This window comes from Chryseobacterium indologenes (genome assembly GCF_001295265.1).
Classification (GTDB): Bacteria; Bacteroidota; Bacteroidia; order Flavobacteriales; family Weeksellaceae; genus Chryseobacterium; species Chryseobacterium indologenes_A.
In genome coordinates, this window is the sequence record NZ_LJOD01000001.1 from 162,273 (window position 1) to 184,738 (window position 22,466).

15 protein-coding genes are annotated in these 22,466 nt (G+C 38.3%); 8 read left to right on the forward strand and 7 right to left on the reverse strand.

The annotated features are described in order from the left end of the window. Positions 1 to 2: 2 nt before the first annotated feature. Together AOB46_RS00735 and AOB46_RS00740 are read right to left on the reverse strand one after the other, a co-directional pair. Positions 3 to 494 (reverse strand): hypothetical protein, encoded by a 492-nt coding sequence (locus tag AOB46_RS00735; protein ID WP_410470259.1) that lies wholly within the window; start codon positions 492 to 494, stop codon positions 3 to 5. Next, positions 470 to 2,914, reverse strand: a complete 2,445-nt coding sequence (locus tag AOB46_RS00740; protein WP_082376988.1) for a TonB-dependent receptor — start codon at positions 2,912 to 2,914, stop codon at positions 470 to 472. The genes AOB46_RS00735 and AOB46_RS00740 overlap by 25 nt, the downstream gene beginning before the upstream one ends. A gap of 212 nt (positions 2,915 to 3,126) precedes the next feature. Between AOB46_RS00740 and AOB46_RS00745 the strand changes: the two genes are divergently transcribed. From AOB46_RS00745 to AOB46_RS00760, 4 genes are all read left to right on the forward strand, one after another. Further along, positions 3,127 to 4,200 (forward strand): sensor histidine kinase, encoded by a 1,074-nt coding sequence (locus tag AOB46_RS00745; protein WP_062696138.1) that lies wholly within the window; start codon positions 3,127 to 3,129, stop codon positions 4,198 to 4,200. Then, on the forward strand, positions 4,190 to 4,924 hold the full coding sequence (locus AOB46_RS00750) for a LytR/AlgR family response regulator transcription factor (protein WP_034870159.1): 735 nt from the start codon (positions 4,190 to 4,192) through the stop codon (positions 4,922 to 4,924). The genes AOB46_RS00745 and AOB46_RS00750 overlap by 11 nt, the downstream gene beginning before the upstream one ends. A 335-nt stretch (positions 4,925 to 5,259) precedes the next feature. Further along, positions 5,260 to 7,722 carry a TonB-dependent receptor domain-containing protein gene (locus AOB46_RS00755; protein ID WP_062696139.1) on the forward strand — a complete coding sequence of 821 codons (2,463 nt, stop codon included), beginning with the start codon at positions 5,260 to 5,262 and terminating at the stop codon, positions 7,720 to 7,722. Positions 7,723 to 8,123: 401 nt separating this feature from the next. Next, complete coding sequence (locus tag AOB46_RS00760; RefSeq protein ID WP_062696140.1) at positions 8,124 to 8,948, forward strand: RteC domain-containing protein; 825 nt, start codon at positions 8,124 to 8,126, stop codon at positions 8,946 to 8,948. Between the two features lie 3 nt (positions 8,949 to 8,951). Here AOB46_RS00760 and AOB46_RS00765 read toward each other — a convergent pair whose 3' ends face one another. Both AOB46_RS00765 and AOB46_RS00770 read right to left on the reverse strand, forming a co-directional pair. Further along, the gene (locus AOB46_RS00765; RefSeq protein ID WP_062696141.1) at positions 8,952 to 14,375 is read right to left on the reverse strand and encodes an N-6 DNA methylase; all 5,424 of its coding nucleotides are present in this window, start codon (positions 14,373 to 14,375) and stop codon (positions 8,952 to 8,954) included. Then, a complete protein-coding gene (locus AOB46_RS00770; protein ID WP_062696142.1) occupies positions 14,362 to 14,799 on the reverse strand; it encodes a DUF1896 domain-containing protein in 438 nt (145 codons plus the stop codon). Before AOB46_RS00770 ends, AOB46_RS00765 begins: the two co-directional genes overlap by 14 nt. 227 nt (positions 14,800 to 15,026) lie before the next feature. Here AOB46_RS00770 and AOB46_RS00775 point away from each other — a divergent pair, with 227 nt between their 5' ends. From AOB46_RS00775 to arsB, 4 genes are read left to right on the forward strand one after another with little or no spacing between them, the layout of a single operon-like run. Then, positions 15,027 to 15,356: an ArsR/SmtB family transcription factor gene (locus AOB46_RS00775; RefSeq protein WP_062696143.1), complete on the forward strand. Its 330-nt coding sequence runs from the start codon at positions 15,027 to 15,029 to the stop codon at positions 15,354 to 15,356. Between the two features lie 58 nt (positions 15,357 to 15,414). Then, positions 15,415 to 15,879 carry a DUF6428 family protein gene (locus AOB46_RS00780; protein ID WP_062696144.1) on the forward strand — a complete coding sequence of 155 codons (465 nt, stop codon included), beginning with the start codon at positions 15,415 to 15,417 and terminating at the stop codon, positions 15,877 to 15,879. Positions 15,880 to 15,898: 19 nt separating this feature from the next. Continuing rightward, entirely contained in the window at positions 15,899 to 16,513 is a 615-nt protein-coding gene (locus tag AOB46_RS00785; protein ID WP_062696145.1) for a protein-tyrosine-phosphatase, read from the forward strand. A gap of 3 nt (positions 16,514 to 16,516) precedes the next feature. Beyond that, entirely contained in the window at positions 16,517 to 17,551 is a 1,035-nt protein-coding gene (gene arsB / locus AOB46_RS00790) for an ACR3 family arsenite efflux transporter (protein WP_062696146.1), read from the forward strand. Between the two features lie 51 nt (positions 17,552 to 17,602). On the opposite strand, the gene AOB46_RS00795 is transcribed toward arsB, so the two are convergent. Genes AOB46_RS00795 through AOB46_RS00805 form a run of 3 tightly spaced genes read right to left on the reverse strand, consistent with a single transcriptional unit; the run spans position 17,603 to position 22,384 of the window. Then, complete coding sequence (locus AOB46_RS00795) at positions 17,603 to 18,769, reverse strand: YhcG family protein (protein ID WP_062696147.1); 1,167 nt, start codon at positions 18,767 to 18,769, stop codon at positions 17,603 to 17,605. Positions 18,770 to 18,820: 51 nt separating this feature from the next. After that, positions 18,821 to 20,908 (reverse strand): type IA DNA topoisomerase, encoded by a 2,088-nt coding sequence (locus AOB46_RS00800; RefSeq protein ID WP_062696148.1) that lies wholly within the window; start codon positions 20,906 to 20,908, stop codon positions 18,821 to 18,823. Between the two features lie 6 nt (positions 20,909 to 20,914). After that, positions 20,915 to 22,384: a DUF3945 domain-containing protein gene (locus AOB46_RS00805; protein WP_062696149.1), complete on the reverse strand. Its 1,470-nt coding sequence runs from the start codon at positions 22,382 to 22,384 to the stop codon at positions 20,915 to 20,917. Positions 22,385 to 22,466 lie beyond the last annotated feature (82 nt).

Genomic DNA, 22,466 nt, shown 5'->3' on the forward strand with positions numbered 1-22,466 from the left:
ATTTACAAGAAGAAAGCCATTGTACAAACCATTAAAGCTGATACTGATGTGTAAACTTGTCCAGCTATTGTAATGTAGCCCAATTTTTTATGGTTAACATGTAGCTTTCCGGCAAAGATTTCACTTCCTTTCCATTTTCTATTAGAATTAAAAATTGTAAATCCCCAGATTAAAAAAGTAAGGACGGCACCTATTATATGTGCAATTAAAACGGCTTTAAAAAAAGTTGTTTCTGCATATTTACTTTCAGCAACCAAACTTCCCGAACCTCCCGAAAACCGTATTTGAAGTTCTAGTATTATCACACTGGCAACAAAAATCCAAAACAATTTCTTTTGTATTTTAATGTGGCCAGAATAGTTTTTTTTCTGATTAAAGAAACAGCGTAAAGTGTTATAAAAGGTGCTGCCATTGATAATATTAACAGTCCAATGACAATAAAAAAAGTGATATTCATATTGTACTTTTTTTAGAATTCGAATATTAAACCCAATGAGGGTAAAGGATGACCAGTTTTGTTAAATAGTATCACCGGAACGCCATTGCTGCCATCAGGAGAAATGGGCTGACCATCTGTGGTGACGAAAGCGGTATTATCTTCATTTCGTTTGAAAGTGAAATTTGGGTTTGTCTCATTTTTCTGCATCAACAAATTTTGAATGTCCAGATATATGCCCAATGAGGTCTTTTTAAAATTCCACTTCTTGTCTATTCTTAAATCAAGTTGGTTGTAATTAGATAATCGGTTTTGGTTCAGCAAAGAAGCATCCGGAATTCCCTGACCAAGCAACAAATAGTTTTGCTGAGAAGCAGTCATATCAAATGGTGTGTAAGGATTTCCTCCCGCAAAGCGATATTTCATGCCGATATCCCAATTTTGTTTCAATTTATACCCTACCGTGGCAGAAAACAGATGCCTGTTGTCCCAGGATGATGGTGCTAATACGCCATCTTTCCCCGAAAACTTACTGACCACATATGAATAGCTAACCACATAGAAGAGGTTTTTGGTCATTTTTTGCTGCATGAAAGCTTCAATTCCATACGCTTCACCTGTTCCTGTAGTCAATATACGCTCACTACCAACTGATCCGTATTGCGTTCCCTGATTTGCCATTGAAATACCAGTTGCTTGCGATACTGGATAATCGCTGTATCTTTTATAAAAACCTTCCAAAGTGAAACGGAGTGAGTTTTTAGGTAAATATTCTGTTCCCAAAACATAATGTGTAGATCGGGTGTATTCCATATCCTTGTTGACGAAATTCCCTGCATTGTCTTTGAAACCTAAAGCGGTATAAATCGGGGCTTTAAAGTAAGTTCCGGCAGAGGCATTTAGATTCCATTGGTCATTTAAACGATAAGATGCAGACAAACGAGGCGAAAGCGTTTTGAGGGGATTGGTACCAGTCTCTGTCATCGTATTCATATCGGTACGAATACCTCCTGACAGCAATAGCTTGTCCTCCAAAAACCGTTTTGAGGCATGTGCAAAAAGTCCATATTTAAAGAAATTTATTTTGCTATCAAATCGGATTGTTCTTTCGGGAGAAATCACATTTCCATTAGTATCTGTTATTTCGTTCGAAACCTTATTGAATACATCACCTTTATAGCCTACATATTGGGCATCTAATCCTGCTGAAAACTTCCACCCGTTGATAAATTTATTATAATCGAAACGGAATTTATTTTCAACTTCATCCGATTTGATCAGAAGAATCCGGTTTTGCTCAACCCTGTTTTCATCCTCAAATTTATCAAGTGTTGTATTGAACATATTTCTACTGAGTGTGAAGTTCATATAACCGTTTTCAATTTTTCTGTTAAGATTAAACCCCATTGTGTAAGTCCATTGGTTTACATACGGCGTTGAACGAAGCACGTATATATTTTCGGGAGTAGATTTTTTCGTTGGGGCAAAACTAAACTTATCAATGGCACCAATACCAATGGCTGTCAATGTAGTTTTCTCGTTAAACTTGTGATTAACTTTATATTGGAAATCCCAAAAATCGGGGCGGATGGGGAGATCTACCATTTTAAACAGCATCCCTAAATAGGATTTACGCACAGAACTCAGGAATGTTGTTTTTTGGGAAAGCGGGCCTTCCAGTGTCAATGCAGTTTCAGTCATACTTGCCCTAATATTTCCCGAAAGCCTATCGGGATTGCCATTTCTCTGATTGATGACAAATGTCGAAGAAAGGGCATTGTTATATCTGGAATCGAATGCGGATGTGGTTAATTTAAGACTTTCGATAAATGAAACGTTCAAAATACCCTGAGCACCTCCCGAGCTACCCTGAGTTTGGAAATGGTTCAGGACAGGAATTTCTATTCCATCCAAATAATACACGTTCTCATTTGGAGCGCCTCCTCTTATGATGATATCATTCCGCTCTCCTACACCATTGCTTAGACCAACTCCGGGCAACGTTTGTACCACTTTTGAAACATCAAAATTGCCTCCTGGGTTTGATTTGATTTCTTGCGAAGTCAATTTTTGAACAGACATAGGAGTAATCATATCGGTTGCAATTGCAGATGCGCTTCTATTTACTGTGATTGTAACGCCTTCAAGTTGTGCAGTTTCAGGTTGCAATTCAAAGTGCATAATCCTGTCATTGCCTGAGCTTACTTCGATATTATATTGTGTAAACTTTTGATACCCCATTGAGGAAGCATTAATTGAATAGACGCCAACAGGAAGGTTAAGTCTAAAAGTCCCCGTACTGTCAGTAAGCGTAGCAAACGAAGTTCCGTCCACACTAATGCTAACCCCCATAAGTCGTTCGTGGGTGTCCATATCTTCCACTGTACCGATAACATTCCCTGTTTTTTGAGCAGTAGCAGGTGTTGATAATAAAAAAAACACACTTAAATAGATTAGTACTTTGATATTTTCTTTCATTACGTCTTGTTTAAAAAGCAAAGGAAGAGTTTTTATATCTTTGAATGAATTTTAATAGACCAACCTTTCAGTTTTTACCATGAAGGTGCTTTTTTGAATCGTGAAGTATCCGGAGCTTCTTCACCTCACAAAACAATATACTCACTCATAAAATCAATGGGTTTGTCGATAAATTTTGCAAAATATTAATAGAAAATGGAATTTAGCATCCTATGAAAATCATTACAAGAAATCAAAATACAGTTACAACCTTAGTGGGCATAACCCTCTTGGCCGTATTATTGTTTCTTATGATTCCGCATTCTTATGGAATAGCATTACCTTTTGTTTATTGGGTCAATCAATTTCTATTTTTCATTTTGATGTTGGGTCTTACTTACTTCAATACAAAATGGTTAGCTCCTAAATTACTTTTCCAAAGAAAATATTTTCAATACTATCTCACTTTACTTCTTTCGTGTGTATTGGTTATCATAGTTGTCAGTAAGCTGGATGAGCTACTCAATGTTTCAGAGGAAATCAGAAGAACGGCTGGCTTGCATAATGCCCCACAAAAAGAAGGGCATGGCAAGCTTTCCGTATATTTCTATATTTTCTTGATTGAAATATTGGTGCTTGGTGTCAATATTATTGGCATATTGATTAAAAAATGGCAAGATGAAAAGAATAAACGCCTACAAGTAGAAAAAGACAAGATAGAAATGGAACTTTCGTTCTTAAAATCACAAATTAATCCACATTTCTTTTTTAATAGTCTCAATACGGTAAATGCATTAACCTATACAGATGTTGCCCTATCTAGAAATGCGCTAAAAAAATTAGGGAAAATAATGCGGCACGTTTTATACAATACATCCAATGAATCTTCTACAATTGCGTCAGAAATAGAGTTTATTACCAATTACCTGGAATTGATGAAAATGCGATCTGCCCAAAAGGTTTCAATTGATTTTTCGGTGAATATTGTCTCTCCTGATCAAAAAATAGCTTCGATGCTGTTTTTGCCCTTTATAGAAAATGCATTCAAATATGGTGTCAGCACACAGGCACATAGTCCGATTACCATTAAGATTACAGAAAAAAATCAATCATTGGTGTTCTATACTAAGAATAAAGTTTTTGAAAGAACTGTAAATGATAAGTTAGATGACGATCAAAATCACGGAATTGGAATACAGAATACGGAAAGACGACTGGAGCTAATTTATCCTGGCAGATATTCCTTGGCGATAAATAAGGTTGATGGCTTTGAGGTTCAACTTAAAATTGATTTAGATGAAAATTAGATGTATAACCGTAGATGACGAGCCACTGGCATTGAATATGATCAGCTCCTTTGTCAGACAAACACCTTTTCTGGAACTTGTTGCTGAATTTGATAATGCGATTGATGCCCTTAATTATATTCAATCCAATCCTGTTCAATTGCTACTGCTCGACATTCAAATGGCAGACCTTACCGGTATGGAACTCGCCAGGGTTTTGGCAGCAGATGCCAGTAAGCATAAACCGTTTATTATCTTTACGACAGCTTACAGTGAATTTGCATTAGAGGGATATCGTGTGGATGCTATTGATTACGTACTTAAACCATTTGATTATGAAGATTTTATAACTTCAATTTCAAAAGTAAGAAAACGAATCGAACAAGGAAACGAGTCTCCTGATATTGTACCATATGATAACCAACAATTTATATTTATAAAAGTTGATTCACAGGTTATCCGATTGGAAATCAATAGTATTTTATATATTGAGGGACTTAAAGATTATATCAGAATTCATCTGGTCAATGGTGCTAAACCTATGCTTTCGTTAATGAGTTTAAAAAAGCTGGAAGAGAAACTCACCAAAAGCGGATTTCTCCGAATTCACCGTTCCTATATTATTTCTTTTGCCCGTGTGGATGCACTTTTAAAAAACAGCGTTAAAATCGGGGATAAAATAATCCCGGTAGGTGCTACCTATAAAGATGAATATGACCAATTTGTGGACCAATGGATTAAGTAACCAAAGTCTGCATTAAAAATCAAAGAAATTAATCAATTTGCTGTCAGGTCTTTATCGGTTTCAGACCTACCTCAATATTTTTTTTCCCTCAGAATTGTAATAAGTAAACATACTTCTTCCTGTTTTATCTTATTACAAATCCTCCTTGTTATTGGAAGACATCTCTCATTCTTTCATTTACTCAAATTATATAAGGTTTAAAAATACTAGTTCACGATCAAAAGGGGCTCCTTCGTCTATAATTTTTGTGAGCGAAAATAGGCTTTCGGAAATTTGCGACATAAAAAAATAATATGCCCTTAAGGCTTAGTTTTTAAAACGAAATTTAGATCAATATGAAATTAAAACAATTTATTACATTAATTTTATTTACAACTCTGACACATAGTGTATGGGCTCAAAGCCCTAAAGCTATAATAAAAGGCATCGTGGCAGATTCAATAAGTAAAGCAGGAATTTATTATTCCACCATTTCCGTACATCCGATTAATGATGCTAAAAATTTAACCGGTACTATCGCTGATGAGAAAGGAAAGTTTTCTTTGGAGAACTTAGAACCTGGGACATACAATATTACAATTGGTTTTATAGGGTACATTCCAAAAGTATTTTCAAACTACACATTAAAACCTGGTGACAACAATTTGGGAACGATAATGATGAGCATCAACACAAATGTGCTTGATGAAATTGTTATTACCGGCGAACGACCTATAATCGAAAACAAAATTGACCGATTGGTTTTCAATGCCGAGCGTGACGTAACTTCTGCAGGTGGCAATGCGACAGATGTTTTGCGTAAAGTCCCGATGCTTTCAGTGGATATAGACGGCAATGTTTCGATGCGTGGAGATCAAAATGTCAGAATCTTAATCAATGGAAAGCCTTCTGGCATGATGGCTAATAATATGGGTGATGCACTAAGAATGATTCCGGCAGATCAGATAAAAAGTGTAGAGGTCATTACAAGCCCCTCTGCAAAATATGATGCCGAAGGCACCTCCGGCATTATCAATATCATCACTAAAAAGAAAGATATCCCTGGTATAAACGGCTCTGTTTCAGGAGGAGTCGGAACCCGACATAATAATGGGAATGCAAGCTTGAACGTGAGAAAAGGGAAAATTGGCATTGTCGCTAATTTAGGAGGAAATTTAATGTGGCCTCAGACAGTTACCAATGAGTTTGAACAGTACACAGCTTCTGGAGAGCCGACATTGAAACAATTGGGAAAAAACAGAACCACCCGTACCGGACTACGTGGATCTTTGGGAATAGATTATGACCTAACGGAGAAAGACCTGTTTACAACAACTATTTCTGCCAATACTTTCGGAATGAATATGGATGGAAATACTACTTCTCAATATTTCTTACCAAACAATACAGTTTCTACTTTATTATCAAACCGCGATCAAGAAACTTCGTTTAATGGTTTTGATTGGTCGGCAGATTATACACGGAAATTTGCAAAACCTAAACAAGAATTAACGCTTTCAGGTCAATTTTCGAGAAATAATAACAATACAGATTATCTGACTCTTTTTGAACAAGGTACACGCCTGAATGAAATGGGAGAAAATAGTAGTAAAAATGACGAGTTAACTTTTCAGGCAGATTATGTACAGCCAATTGGCAAAACGACTCTAGAGTTAGGTGCAAAAAGTATTTTGAGGGATATTACCAGCAAGTCTTTATTAAAAGAGGATTTCAATGGAGAATATCAACTGGTTGATAATCGCTCTTATGAGTTTGATTATAACCAGGATGTGATAGCAGGTTATATGACCTATGGTTTTGATTTTGCCAAACATTACCAAGTAAAAGCCGGAATGCGAATAGAACATACCAAGTTAGATGGAGAATCGGTAGGTGACATCAATGCCTTTAGCAATAATTATACAAATGTATTACCAAGTGCTGTTGTATCGAGAAAATTAGGCAAATCATCAAGTTTAAAATTAAGTTACAACCAACGTATTCAAAGACCAAGTTTGTCTTTTTTGAACCCATTTAGAAATACAGCCGATCCTATTGTTCAGCAACAGGGAAATCCTGAATTAAAACCCGAACTCTCACATAATATTGAGTTAGGCTATTCTACTTTTATAAAACGTTCGATGATCAACGTAGCTGTTTTTTACCGCAAAACAAAAGATGTTATTGAAAGCGTAAATGAAATAGATAATACGACCACTCCGGGGCAAAATATTTCGTTAACCACATTTGACAATATCGGAACGAGTGAATCATTCGGAACCAATTTGTTTGTTTCTTTCTCACCTATAAAAAACTTGACTTTGAGAAGCAACATCAGCTTGTTTACTTATGAAGCAAAAGGCAATCCGTTTAATACCGGAATCAGTACCGAAACCGATAAAATCCATTTTATGTACCGAGCGTTTATAAATGGTAGTTATAAAATTAGTGATGGATTTACTGCGGAAACGTTTCTAATGGTAAATTCCCCAAAACGTACTTTTCAAGGAACCTCACCTTCGTTCAGTATGTGGACCATTGGCCTGAAAAAGGAAATTATGGATAAAAAAGCCAGTATAGGGTTGAATATTACAGATCCTTTTACTGAAAACAAGCATTTTAAATCAGAAGTGTTAACACCAAGCTATACACAAAAAAGCAATATGAAGCTCCCGTTCCGCTCCTTTGGGCTAACCTTTAGTTACAATTTTGGCAAGATGGATTCTAAAAATAAAACCCGCAAAGAAAGAGGTATTAAAAATGATGATCAGAAACAGGAAGAAACCAATCAGGGTACTCAAATGAATAGCGGAAGATAAATGATTTTCTTGTTCTATGAATTATCAGAAAACTATGGACTGAAAACTCAATTAGTGCCTGTTGTCTAAAAGTAACATTAAAAAATTGGTTTCCTCATACTTCTCATCTGATTACCACACCTAGGAAGGAAAGTAAATTTTTCTTCCTAGGTTAAAATTCAGTCGGATACCACTTTTAAATGTGCTTTGTTGTAAAATATGAAAAAGCAATATAAATTATTTTGAAATTCAAACAAATTTATGAAACGAACCTAAACAGGCTAAAGAGGGACGAACAAATCATCGGAATAAAATTGCTATTTGGATAGGCTTCGGAATAAACGCTTTAGCATTGTTAAATTAAATACTCTTTTTGTATCAAAAAGATTGTATATGTATCATCAAAATTTAACAGAAACTGAATGGAAAATTATTTCAATAAATCGGTCCATAAATTGGAAACAACAATCCTGGAGTTAGAAAGTGATACCGATGGCTCTATACACAAGACAGAAACCATAATAAAACTAATCGTTCAAAATCTGTCTGATTTAAAAGAGTATGTCTTAAAAAATGGATTTAAGAATATAGATGAAGAAATTTATTTTTTCAAACATCAGAAACCAGCGATTGTTTCAAAACTCATTTATTATAATGCCATTTACAAAATCGAAACTAAGAAGCCTTACGGAACAAAACAAATTAAGAAATTTCTTAATGAAGAATTAAGTAAGCTAAAAAAGTTTTTTGATAACAATCTTGAATTCTATAAGTACTATCGTACCAATAACACTTTTATAGATGATAAACTATTTATACGAGGCAAATACGATATAAAACTAAGTTTAGATACTTTTTATTTTGAGGTAGACCATCGTTTTTCTACTTCACACGACTATAAAGTCGCCAAAATAATTGCTTATGATCTGATACAAGTGTACCTCGAAGACCAGCTTAATAATATCAATCATAAAAAGGTGTCTGATAGTTCTTCTCTAAATTGGACAGAAAGCAAAACAGCATTAATAGAGCTGATTTACGCCCTGCATTCACAAGGCGTATTTGATGATGGAAATGTTGACATCAGACTTATTGCCAAAACATTTGAAAATATCTTTAATATTGACTTAGGCGATTTTTACCATACATTTATGGAACTTAAATCCCGCAAAATAAACCGAACCAAATTCCTTGACAATCTTCGTGATGCGATAATCAAGAAAATGGATGAAAAAGAAGAAGAATGAACCTTACCATAATATACTTCTTGGCGAAAAATTACTTTTAGTTGCTGTAATGCTTTCCTGGACCTTTGGAGTTTCTTTCTGCTTTTCCACTTGCTCCAAAGGTTCTTCTTTAGTTTCGGGCGTAATAGATAGTTGGATTTTTCGTTCCACAGCGGCAAGTTCAGTTTTGAGTTCGCTCAATCGACTCTCTTTTGACCACGTACCATTTATTACTTCCTGAAGAACAGGCAGATCTTTTTGTATCTCTACAATTTTCTTTTGCTCCTGATCAATATAGTCAGGAACTTTTTCCAATGCGTTCAAAAAGTTCATACTTGCCAGCCTTTCATCTTTAGCAATAATACCATTGTTGTAGGTATATTTGATATTGCCCTCGCCCTGTATCAAAAAGCGATTTACCCGAATATCCCACCCCTCTTTTTCGGACATTTCGGTTTTAACCAACAACGTAAATCCGTATAACGTACCGATTTCTTCATACTGACCTCCGGTTCGGGCTTTGTCCGCAAGTTGGTTGAGCTTTGTACCGATTTGTTTTATATCCGCATTAGGCGGTAAGCCGTCCAACTGTACAGGATTTGCGATTGTACCGTCCGAATGTTTTTGTATGCGTTGCTGTAAATTTCCCCAATCAAGGCTCATTCGGTTAAAACAGGATTGAGCACTTTCAAGCAACTCTGTAAAGTCTTGCAGTTTGTATTTGGCACTGAATTTAGAACGGTTGAACGCCTGTTTTTCGCTTTCCAGTCCGGCAATTTGTTTTTCTAACTTGGCTTTATCCAACAGGTCTGTATTTCCTGATAGGATAGCCACATATTCTGAAAAATTCATTCCCGATTTTTCGTCCATACTGCCCTCGTCAATCGTTCGTTTGCCGAGATTATTGGTTTTTAATTGGTCTATGAAAAGTTGTTTGTTGTACAACAGGTTGAACTTGTAACTATCCAATGATTTTTCTACAGCATAGATAATCACATCTACTTTGTTATCGGCAAAGAACTTGGCAATTTCATTACCTTTTCGGACAGCCCTGCCATCACGTTGGGCAAGATCACTTGGTCGCCACGGTGTATCAAGATGATGAACGGCAACGGCTCTCTTCTGTGCATTTACCCCTGTACCCAACATACTTGTAGAACCGAACAGCACACGGATTTTACCCTCGTTCATTTCTTTGATAAGTTCCTTACGTTGTCTATCATTTTTCGCCTCCTGAATAAAACGGACTTCATTTGCTGGGATGCCGTGGTCTTCCACAAGCTTGCGTTTTATTTCGGAGTACACATTCCATTCGCCCGGCTTGTAGGTTCCCAAATCAGAGAAAACGAACTGCGTTCCTTTCTGTGCGTTGTATCGGTTGTAATACTTGGCAATGTTTGCCGCACAATGCGAAGCCTTGTTGTCGGGATGGTCATCATACGCAGCACTTACCATTCGCATATCAAGCGACATCTTACGGGCGTAATCTGTAGCGATAAGCATCTTTGCTTTTTCTTCCGATGGAGATAAAGGTGCTCTTCCGAGTAGTTCTCCTTTGCCTGTTTTTGCAAATTCCATCAGGCTTTGGATAAATTCTTCCTGGTCGGGAGTAGGCGGTATGTTATACAATACCTCATTTTTATTAGGGCGGTCAATACCTATATCCTTTGCTGTTCGGTAATCCGTAATTTCGGAATAGAACTGTGCAAGCTCCGGCACTTTGATAAAATAGCGGAAGCGTTCTTTTGCTACAATATTGTTCGCCACCGAAAATTCATAATCGGTTGTTTTCCTTGCATAGATAGCCGCCCACGCATCAAAAGAATGAATGCCCTGTTTTTCCAATGCCCGTGGTCGCAGGTATTTGAACAGCAGATACAGTTCTGTAAGCGAATTACTGATAGTTGTACCTGACAGAAAGGTAGCTCCCATATCCGCATTTGTTCGTTCCTGAATAGTACGGATTGCAAAGAGCAGGTTCAATGCTTTTTGGCTTCCGTCCACATTGCCCAATCCAGCTACCCTTGTATGCCTTGTGTTGAACATCAGGTTTTTGAATTGGTGGCTCTCATCAACGAACAAGTGGTCAATGCCCATCATCTTAAAATCCACCACATCATCTTTGCGGTTTTCAATATCGTGTTTCAGGGTTTTGAGCTTGACTTCGAGGTTTTCTTTCCGCTTGATTACTCCGGCAAGCATACCTCTGGTAACTTCCTTGCCTTGCGATTGCAGTGCATCGAGGTTACGTTCTACACTGTCTAATTCGATTTCGAGTATTTCCTTTTGTATTTCGGGCGATTGCGGTATCATTCCGAATTGGTCGTGCGTTAAGATGACAGCATCCCATTCGTTATTCTTAATATCCCCGAAAATCCGCAGGCGTTTTTGGGGCGTAAAATCTTCTTTACCCGGAAATAGGATTTTTGCGTGTGGGTAGGCTGTACGGTAGGCTTCGGCAATTTCGTGAACATTGCTTTTCAACCCAATAATCATCGGTTTATGGGCTAACCCCAACCGCTTCATTTCCTGTGCTGCGGTACACATTACCAACGTTTTTCCTGCACCTACTTCGTGGTCGCAAATTGCCCCGTTGTTCAGCTTTATCATCCAAACGGTGTCCTTTTGGCTGGAATACAGGTCTTCAATGCCCAATGCCTTACGGTCTAATCCCGGAAAGTCCTGATGGCTGCCGTCATAGTTCGGTCGAACGAAACAGTTAAAGGTATCGTTGTACTGGTTGGTCAGCCTGTTTTTAAACTCATCGTTTTGGGCGTGAAGCCAATCGGTAAAGGCGGTACGGATTTCGTCAATCTTGGTGTTTGCCATTTGTATGGCTTCCATATCCCGTACTTTGACCTCCTGGTCGCCAACCATCACTTTTTTGGTAATATCAGGCGTGGTATTGACAAGGGCGTGTTTGAGCAGGGCAATCCCGTCAAACGTCCGACTTTCTGCTTTGACAGCGTATTTTTCCCATATATGCAAATTCTTACGGTCGCACTTTACGGAAAAGTCATCGGAGCTTTCAGAGTAATGAACGAGTACATCTGTATCAAAAAGATGTGAAGCAAATCGGGCGTAAATACCTGTGGGCATCCAGCGTTCGCCCAAATTAAAATCGAGTTCCTCAAATTCGATACGTCTTGGTCTGGCTTCTTCCAAAACGGTAAGGCTTGCTTTGGCTTCGCTGTCATCGGGATTGCGTTCGAGGTAGGTTTTAACCTCTTGGGCTTTTTCCACTATGTTACCTGCAATCCAGCGTTCGGATATTTCATATTCCTTTTGCAGAGGATTGTAGTAAATGCGACCGTGTAAGGCTTTTTTCAAAGCATCATCGGTCATACCGCTTATTTCGGACATATAGTCCAAATCCACGCTTCCGTATTTATTCAGCGAAGCCGCTAATGCTTCTTCGGGATTATCCGTTGCTATAGTTATGGTAGAAAAACTAACAGGTCTGCTGAATATATCGGCTTTGTGTACCACGCCACCAATAACACGTTCCAAATAAGGGATTTCCTTACCGGAACTGTCGGTTTTAATCAATTTGGCATTATCGGCACTGTTAAGGTTGCCGTACTTTTTAACAAAAGCATCGTAAAGGCGATTAAGGTTTTCCCTTTCTTCCTTGTATTCAGTCTGATGCTGTGCCTCTTTATTGTAAAGCTGTTGGTAAACATCACGCACGCCGATATACGCTTCGGCTCTCGCTTTCTGTAAGGTCGGTAACTGTAAAGAGTGGAATACAGCCGTACCGTCTGACGTATCTACATCTTGCAGATGACCAACCCAACCATTATCCACCACAAGGCAATCGTTGCGGTGGAACGATTGCAGTTCGCGACTGTACGGAGCAGGTTCAGGAATGGTGTCGGGAGCGGCTGGCTTATCAGTTTGGCCATTCCCATTGATACTTGAAAACAGGTCACCGATAGCATCCTGTTTTTTGCCGTTGGCTGATGTATTTCCATTGGTAGCTCTATTAGTAATAGGAGATGTATAGGGCTGCTGCGTCGCACTGAACAGGTCTGTCTGGCGAGATATTGCACCTCTTTTTTTGTTGGTACTTTGTCTTTTAACTTGTGTTGTTCTTTTGGGCGGAGTAGCAACCATTACAGGCTCGTTCGCATTTTCAAACAAGTCGAAGATGCTTAGTTGCTTTAATTCCTGTAGGCTTTCCCGATGGTTTACAGGCGTGGGTACAGGTTGCGGTTTTGGCTGAATGCTTACAGGTTCGATAATCGGAGATGTAACCGTTGGCGTTATCGAAGTTTGTATAACAAGTTCATCGTTCCGTTCGCCTTTGTATAAATTCAAATTCAGGTGCTTGCCAAAATCTTCGGAAAGCATTTGTTTTAAATCTTTGGCAATTCCCTCAACGCCGCCTTTATGCGTATAGATTAATGCAGGTTGTCCGTATGGGTCGGTATCTAATTTGCGATCGGTATAAACAATCCTTGTGCTGTCTTGAAAGAGTGCATTACCAGGTGTATTGTATGCTGTTTGCCTGCTTTGGCAAAACAGATCTTCCCTTTCGGTCAGATTTTGTTTTGCCGTATTCCTTTGCAGGATAATCAGGTCGCTTCCGACTTCCGTACCTGCATATTCCGTAAACAGGTTGTTAGGTAAGCGAACAATTGAAATCAAATTATTATCCTGCATCAAAGCCCTGCGTATCGGTTCGTTCTTCGGACTGTTTAAAACGCCTTGTGAAGTAATGTAAGCCAACAAACCACCCTCACGAAGCATATCACCACCTTTCAGGAAAAAGTAATTGTGTATGCTTCGAGCTGCCTGTACTTTTGCACTGTCCTTGCTTCGAGAATAGGATAAATCAAAGACGGAAGTATCGCCGAATGGTATATTACTGGCGATTACATCATAGCTGTTTTGTTCCTTTTCGGGTATTTCCTCAAAACCACTTACACGGATATTGCTATCGGGATAAAGCTGTTTTAAAACCTTGCCTGTGAGCAAGTCTTTTTCATAAGCGGTAACACTTTGTTGGTTTTCCGAAAAGGATTGTATAAAAGAGCCGATACCTGCGGAGGGTTCAAGGAATTTATCAATGTTCAGGCCACTTTCACGCAAGGTTGTGGAAATCGCATCTATGACCTGTGGCGGTGTATAAAAAGCCGTAAGTACGGAGCTTTTCATACTGTCCACATACCTACGGTATTGCTTTTCGTCTTCGGAGTTTTCTTTGAGTAGTTGGTGTAGTTCCTGCGTAATTGGGAAAAGGTCGTGTTCCGTTTTTCTCCAATTATTGATGTCTATTTCATTTGCTATGGGGTTCAGAACGAATTTAAGACCGCCAAATCCGCTATAAAGCATCATTGACAGTCTTTCGCCTACGGTGGCTTGCCGTTTCTCCTTTTCCAGTTTAAAAGCAATTCGCAGGGCATCAATATTCTGTTGGAGATGTTGCTTCTTATTGAAGCCCATTTTCCTGTATCCATATTGCGATGGTTCCCGTTATTTCAGTATAGAGCATGTCGTACTCTGTGTTATAAGCGAAATCATCGGTTAGTTTATAGCCAGAGAAAACAGGCTCGCAAACAGGGAACATTTTTAAGGCGAAAGGTCGCAGTTCCTCATCTGCCATTATGGTATCAAATTCATTAAAGACCACCTGAAAAACGGTGTCGAATTTGGAGAAGTACAAGCCCTCAAAAAGTATATAATTGGCTATTTCGTTGCACTTTTCAATATCATTTCCCGAAATAAAAGCCCCCTCGTAAGCATTACCAGCCCACGAAGAACGTTGCTCAATAAATTTTTGATCGTTTGCTTTTTCGGGAAAACTTGTGTTGAGTAATTCCTGTAAACGCAATCTGAAATACGATAGGTCTTTTTGCTGTGTGCTCATACTATAATATTGTTTAGAATTTTATCTGAAACCTAAAATTATAGCAGTAAATAAGTGCTTTTGCAAAAGTGGCAGAGTTTTTCTTTGATAGGTAGTATTTGGCTATGTACAATAGAGAATTGGAATGATAATTTATACGGAATTGGTGCTTAGAGATATTTTTTTTCACAAACTCTTTTTTGGTTTAAATATTTATCGTAATATTGCGATATATTATTGCAGATAAGATGGGCGTAACAAAAACAGAAATATTTACAGAACAGCAAAACAGCTTAGCAACCACATTAAAGGCATTGGCTCATCCTGCCCGTATAGCTATCCTGCAATACATTGTTAAGCAGAATGCCTGTATTTGTAATGACTTAGTGGAAGAATTAGGATTGGCTCAGGCTACCATTTCACAACATTTAAAAGAGCTTAAAAACATTGGTATCATCAAAGGAAATATTGAGGGGACAAGTGTTTGTTACTGTATTAATGAAAATGTTTGGCAGCAGATTAAAAAGGAACTCAATACTTTTTTTATAGATAATGTAGGGGTTGATAAATGCTGTTAAGCATTTTTTTTAAGCACATTAATCGCAATAAAGCAATATAACAATTAAATAAAAAACAATGAAACTATCAAAAATCAAAGAAATTTTGCAGGCATTAGATAATGTTGAATTTCAATTAGAGAACGGAACCTTTGTACCCGAACACTTTCACGTTACGGAAGTAGGTGTTATCACAAAACATTTTATTGATTGTGGCGGAACCATAAGAAATGAAAAAGTTGTCAATTTCCAATTATGGAATGCCAACGATTTTGAACACCGGTTAAAACCAACCAAACTATTAAACATCATCAAACTATCCGAAGAAAAATTAGGTATTGAGGATGCAGAAATTGAAGTAGAATACCAAAGTGAAACGATTGGCAAATACGATTTGGATTTCAACGGAAACCATTTTGTACTGAAGAACAAACAAACCGCTTGCCTGGCCAGTGATGCCTGCGGTATTCCTGCTGAAAAACAGAAAGTGAAATTATCTGAGCTTAATAATGCTTGCTGTACACCAAATTCGGGATGTTGTTAATTACTAAAAACGAAATAAGATGTATCAAAAACTAATCGAAATCATTAACAACAAAATTGATGTTCACAGTATCAGCGAAGAACGTAAAACCATATTACAGCCGTTGATAGATTTTGTACAGCAAAAAGTAAACAACAGGCAGGATATAAATATCAATTTCATATGTACCCACAATTCCCGAAGAAGCCATTTATCACAGGTTTGGGCACAGGTAGCGTCAGCACATTTTAATATGCCAAATGTAAACTGTTATTCGGGTGGTACAGAAGAAACAGCACTATTCCCGAAAGTCGCAGAAACATTAACCAATCAGGGATTTAATATTTTCAAAATAGCAGACACCAACAACCCTGTATATGCTATAAAGTACAGCGACAATGCTTTGCCTGTAATTGGTTTTTCAAAAAAGTACGATAGTCCTTTTAACCCTGTATCAGCATTCTCAGCCATTATGACCTGTTCGCAGGCAGACGGAGGATGCCCGTTTATTGCGGGTGCAGAAAAAAGAATACCTATCACTTTTGAAGACCCAAAAATTTCGGACAACACACCAGAGCAATCACAGGTATATGCAGAAAGAAGTTTGCAGATAGCAACAGAAATGTTTTATGTCTTTTCAAAAATCATCAAATAGCCAATGCAACCAAAACTAAAATTCTTAGACAGATACCTAACCTTATGGATATTCCTTGCAATGGCAACAGGCATAGGGTTGGGACATTTCTTTCCGGGTATTTCAAAAATCACGGATAGCCTATCAGTAGGCGCTACAAACATTCCTTTGGCAATAGGTTTAATACTGATGATGTACCCGCCATTAGCAAAAGTAGATTACACATTATTGCCCCAAGCATTTAAAGATAAAAAAGTAATTGGCATATCCTTAATGCTGAATTGGGTTATCGGTACAGTATTGATGTTCGGATTAGCCGTTTTGTTTTTAAGAAATGAACCCGATTATATGACAGGCTTGATACTGATAGGATTGGCAAGATGTATCGCAATGATAATTGTATGGAGCGATTTGGCAAAAGCCAACAGAGAATACACCGCTATGTTGGTAGCTTTAAACAGCATCTTTCAGATAATAAGTTACAGCTTCCTTGTTTTGTTGTTCATTAATGTATTACCAAGCAAATTAGGCTTAGCCAATTTCAATGTAAGCGTATCAGTGAAAGACGTTACCGAAAGCGTATTGATATACTTAGGTATTCCATTCTTAGCAGGTTTTTTAAGCCGTTACTTCCTTATCAAATCAAAAGGTACAGAATGGTATAACCGAAAATTTGTACCCAAAATATCGCCCATTACATTATATGCTTTACTGCTTACAATCGTATTAATGTTTAGTCTGAAAGGCGATAAAATAGTAGAGTTGCCAATGGATGTGGTAAAAGTTGCCATACCGTTAATCATCTATTTTGTACTGATGTTTTTTGTGAGCTTCTTTATCAATAAATCCCTAAACATTCCTTACGACAAAAACGCATCCATCGCATTTACAGCCACAGGAAACAATTTTGAATTAGCCATAGCCGTAGCAATAGCGGTTTTTGGTATTCACTCACCACAAGCATTTGTAGGTGTTATCGGTCCGTTGGTAGAAGTTCCGGTACTGATATTATTAGTAAGGGCAAGTTTATGGTTAAAGAAGAAATATTATCCAAATTAATTCTAAGACCATTTTTAATGATAACCCCTCCGAACCTGGAGGGGTTATTGCTCATTTTGTGTTTCTTAATTCGTTATTGATAAAAGCTTCCAGTTTTGCTTTATCAGGTAGTTGCAATTGATATTTACTTACAAAAATATCGAGGTCGCTATCGGCAATTGCATATTCTACAAGTGCTTTGTTCTGATTGGTAACGAGCAATATCCCAACGGGTGGATTATCATTACTTTCCTGAATATTTTTTTTGTAATAGTTGAGATACGATTTCAGTTGCCCGATGTGTTCGTGTTTCGCATTTTCCGTTTTCAGTTCCACTAAAACGTGGCATTTCAAAATTCGATGATAAAAAACCAAATCAATAAAGTAGTATTCATCACCAATCAGTAATCGTTTTTGCCGGGCTTCAAAACAAAATCCATTTCCGAGTTCGATAATAAATTGTTGCAAATGCTCGATAAGACCTTGCTCCAGCTCACTTTCTTCTATTAAATGCGGTTGCCGAATATCAAGAAACTCAAAAAAGTAATGCGATTTCACCAAATCAGTAATCTGTTGTGGCTTTATTTTTTGCATTACTTCATCAAATGAACCTTTGTGGTCGCCCGACAATCCAACTCTTTCATAAGTTAGTGTATTGATTTGTCTTTTTAGCTCTTTAACAGAAGGTTGCGTTTGCAAAATTAGCAACTCGTAAAAATGTCTTTTCGTAGTATCATCTATTTTTATGAGTTCTACAAGATGTGTGAACGATGTAGAGAAGATAAATTTGTGGAGATGATTATCCTTATTTTGAGATTGGTCAGTCAGCAACTGACTAATCTCATATCCGGATCTTTGATCGTTGAATTCTTGGGTTGCCGACCCAACAATTGTATTTTGTTGATTTTCAAAAGAAAAGCCTTCAAATAAATTACCCGGAAAAAGGTTTTTGAAGTCTTGGGTTATCAACCCAATAATTTGAGGATAAGTGTTATAAAACTGGCGGCAACGGGACAGTTCCGGAGCTGAAAGTCCTCTGATGCTGATGTTTTTTGCAAGATTTTGGAGTAGTTTGGCTCCATATTGTGCCCGGTCGCTTCCGTTTTGCTCAAACTCCACAATGTAAAAACCGATAAGCCAGTTTCTGAGCGTAAGATTTATATTTACTGCTTTTACGGCATTTTGCTGTAAAAAATCATTGGTTTGCTGTATGCGAAAAGCTAATTTTTCAAAATTCATAACTCACTTATTCTTAATAGTTGTAAAGGTAATAAAACCGAAAAAGGAATATTATTTCTTCCTGGTTTTGCTTTTCTCAAACTCAAAAGAAGTACTGCAATCGGCATTCAAAACGATATACGCATCAAATTTCTTTCCGGCTTTGCTTTTCATTCCTTTGATAAGGCTGGTTTTCCCTTTGTTGACAAGGCTTTCAATATCGGCTATACCGATTTGTACACCACACACATTGCGAAACTGTACCCAACTACATGCTTCATTAGGACATTTTGCAATCTTTTCACGGATAGTTAACTCGTGACTTTTGCATTTAGGACAGACCAATTTAGGCAGGTTGCTTTGGACAATGGAAGTTTGAAGCAATTCGTTGGTTATAGATGAGGCATAATTTTCCATTTCCTTTTGAAACGCACCTGCATCAACTTCGTTGTTTTCGATTTTCTGCAAAGCCACTTCCCATTCAGCGGTCATGGCCACATCAGCAATTTTTCGGTCTTTGACCAATTCATATACCTGCAATCCTTTTTCGGTGGGGATTAAGGACTTCTTTTCTCGTTGGATGTAGTTACGGGTAAACAGGGTTTCAATGATTGATGCCCTTGTAGCCGGTGTTCCGATGCCGATATTTTGCAGGGCTTTCCGTTCGTCTTCATTTTCGATTTCCTTGCCTGCGGTTTCCATAGCCGACAAAAGGCCGGCTTCGGTATAAAGCACCGGCGGTTTGGTTTTCTTTTCGAGAACAGAAACTTCTTTTATTTTGAGCTCATCACCTTTTTTAAGTTCGGGCAAGTCCTGTACTTGCTCAGCTTCATCATCCGAAAAATTACCCCTTATAGACCGCCAACCTGCTTCCAGAATTTTACAGCCTTTTGCCGTAAAATCATAATGCAATGTCAGTAATGAAACATCGGTTATTTCTTTGATGCAGGATTGTGAAATGGCTTCGAGCAAGCGAAAGGCAATCATATCATAAACCGCATTTTCGTCTGCACTCAAAACAGACGGAATTTTGTCTGTAATCAATAATCCGTGATGATCTGTAACCCGCAAATCGTTTACAATACGTTTATTAAAACGACCCCATTTAATTTTTGACAAAGCATCTTCGCAGGCTTCCCTGTTTTGCAACGCCCTTACGAGATTTGGGATTTCGGTCCACACATCTTCGGGAATGTATTTGCTTCCGGTGCGTGGATAGGTGATGAATTTCTTTTCGTAAAGACTTTGGGCAATATTCAGTGTTTTTTCGGCAGACAGGTTCAATTTTTTATTGGCTTCCTTTTGCAAGCCTGTCAAATCAAATAACAAGGGTGGCTGCTCTGTTATGTTTTTACTTTCTACGGAAGTAACGATTACCGAATTGCCGCTTCTTTCGATAGACTTTAACGTATCTTCTGCCAGTGTTTTATCCTGCCATTTGGTATTAGAAATGCTTTTAAAATCAATCTGCTCTTTGTGGTGTAATAACTGAATTTGCCAGTATTTTTGTACCGAGAAATCCTTGTTGGCCAAATAGCGTTTACAGATTAAAGCGAGCGTTGGTGTTTGCACCCTGCCTAGCGAATAGATCCCATTGCCTGCGGCTATGGAAAGTGCCTGCGTAGCGTTGATGCCTACCAGCCAGTCGGCACGGCTTCTGCCTTGTGCTGCCTGATACAATCCGTCAAATTCCTCTCCGTTTTTTAGGTTGGCAAAGCCTTGTTTGATGGCTTTTTCGGTAAGCGAGCTTATCCAAAGGCGTTCAAAGGGTTTTCGGCATTTCAGATATTCATAAATGTATCTGAAGATGAGTTCGCCCTCACGTCCTGCATCAGTAGCAACAATAAGGCTTTCACTTTGATTAAACAGTTTTTGAATAATTTTTAACTGCTTTAACGCACCAGTATCGGTGGTGTATCCCTTGTCTTTTTTAACCTTACGAACGGTCAGCATAAATGGATTGGGCAATATCGGCAATGATGCCTTATCAAATCCCGTAACGCCGTAATCTTCGGGCATTCCCAATCCGATTAAATGACCGAATGCCCACGTAACAAAATAACCGTTACCTGTAAGATAGCCGTCCTTTTTATCGGATGCTCCCACAAGTCCGGCTATTTCTCTTGCTACGCTTGGTTTTTCTGCGATAATTGTTTTCATATTATTTTACACTTTTCTGCCTTTGGATTTTGCAGGTGCTTTCGGTTTTTCCTGTTGGTCCTGCTGTTGTTTGTTTTTAGGAGATTGCTGTCCTGATTTCAAAGGCTCGTTGATGTTCTTGGTCGCCTCATTGGTTTTTCCCTCAGAATTGACGGCAGCTTGTGTTTTATGGGCTTCGGTAGGTTTTGCCTGAGCCTTAACCTGGCTTGGAAACTGAAAATTGGTTTTTCCTGTTTCCGCATTGAATGTGATATAACCCTGATACGGTTGCCCTTTTTTGTCTTTCAATCCATCAATGTAAATGGTTTGCCCGGCTTTGAAATCCTTGTATTGCTCATCGGTCAGTTCCTTGCCTCTGAAAGTTTTAGGGGCTTCCTGCAACTGGCTTTGCTGATTACCCTGTTCGTTTTTTTGTTGGGTGTTTTGGGCTTGCTGATTGTTGTTGCTTCTGTCAAACAAAAATTCAACATATCTTTTGTCCGCATTAAACTGAACAGTCGCACTAAATTCATCACCCTTTTTTGAAATCATTCCCTCCAGGTAAAGAGGTTTGCCTTCCATTAAGGTTTGCTTTTGCTCATCGTTCAGTTTCACACCTTTAATTTCATCAGGAATTTTAATGAAATCAGTTCGCAGGGCAATAAGTTCATTGGTCAGCCTGTCCACACTGATAATGGAGGGCATCATTTCATCAGTTTTGGTGTTTTTCAATTCCACCACACGGCCCATATTGCCTGTTTCGAGCAGGTTTTTCTTGTCCTCATCCGTAAACTTATGACCGAAAAATTCAAAATTGAGGTTGGGTTCTTTTCTGATACCGTGTATCGCTGCCACTACGGTTCCGTCCGGTGTAGTCTGTAAAGACAAACGGGCATCGGTACGAACAATAGCACCGCCGAGATTTATACTTACAGGTACAAGGTCATTGGTTTTATAACCTCTTAATAACGGGTCTAAGAGGTTCATTTTTTCAAGGCGTTCCTTGCCTAATCCCAGATTGTTCATTGTTTCCCAATCAATCTGTTCCGGTTTAAAGCGGTATTCGCTTGTTTCCGGCGTAGTCTGTGTTGTTGCCATATCATTTTTATTTTCTTGTTGATGTTCATTTTTCGGTTCAGGTTTTACCTCATTCTTTTTCATTTCTTTCTTACCTTCCGGTGTAGGGTTATCTACCTGCTTTTGCATTTGCTTTGCCTTATCAATGGCTTCATCAGCAGGAACTTTGAAGAATGAAAACTGGGTAGGGTCTTTTAATTGCCTCCAAAAGTTGGAGAAGAAATTGGAGAAAAGATCACCATGCTTGTCCACACGCATAAACTGGCTTTGGTTTTCCTTAGTGGGGTCGGCAGTTTTCAATTTGCCATCTTCGTCAATCCCGGTAACAGCTTGGATTTTATTCTTCTGCTTGTCCAGTACCAGCAATATGTCCGACAGTTGTTCGGGAGCTTCCTGTTTATTTGCTGTTTCTTCGCTCATATCTTACTATTTTAAGTTCAGTGTCGAATGTAGTTGAAGCCTTTGTACTATTGTCCAATGTGGCAGTCAAAGGCAGTGTTTG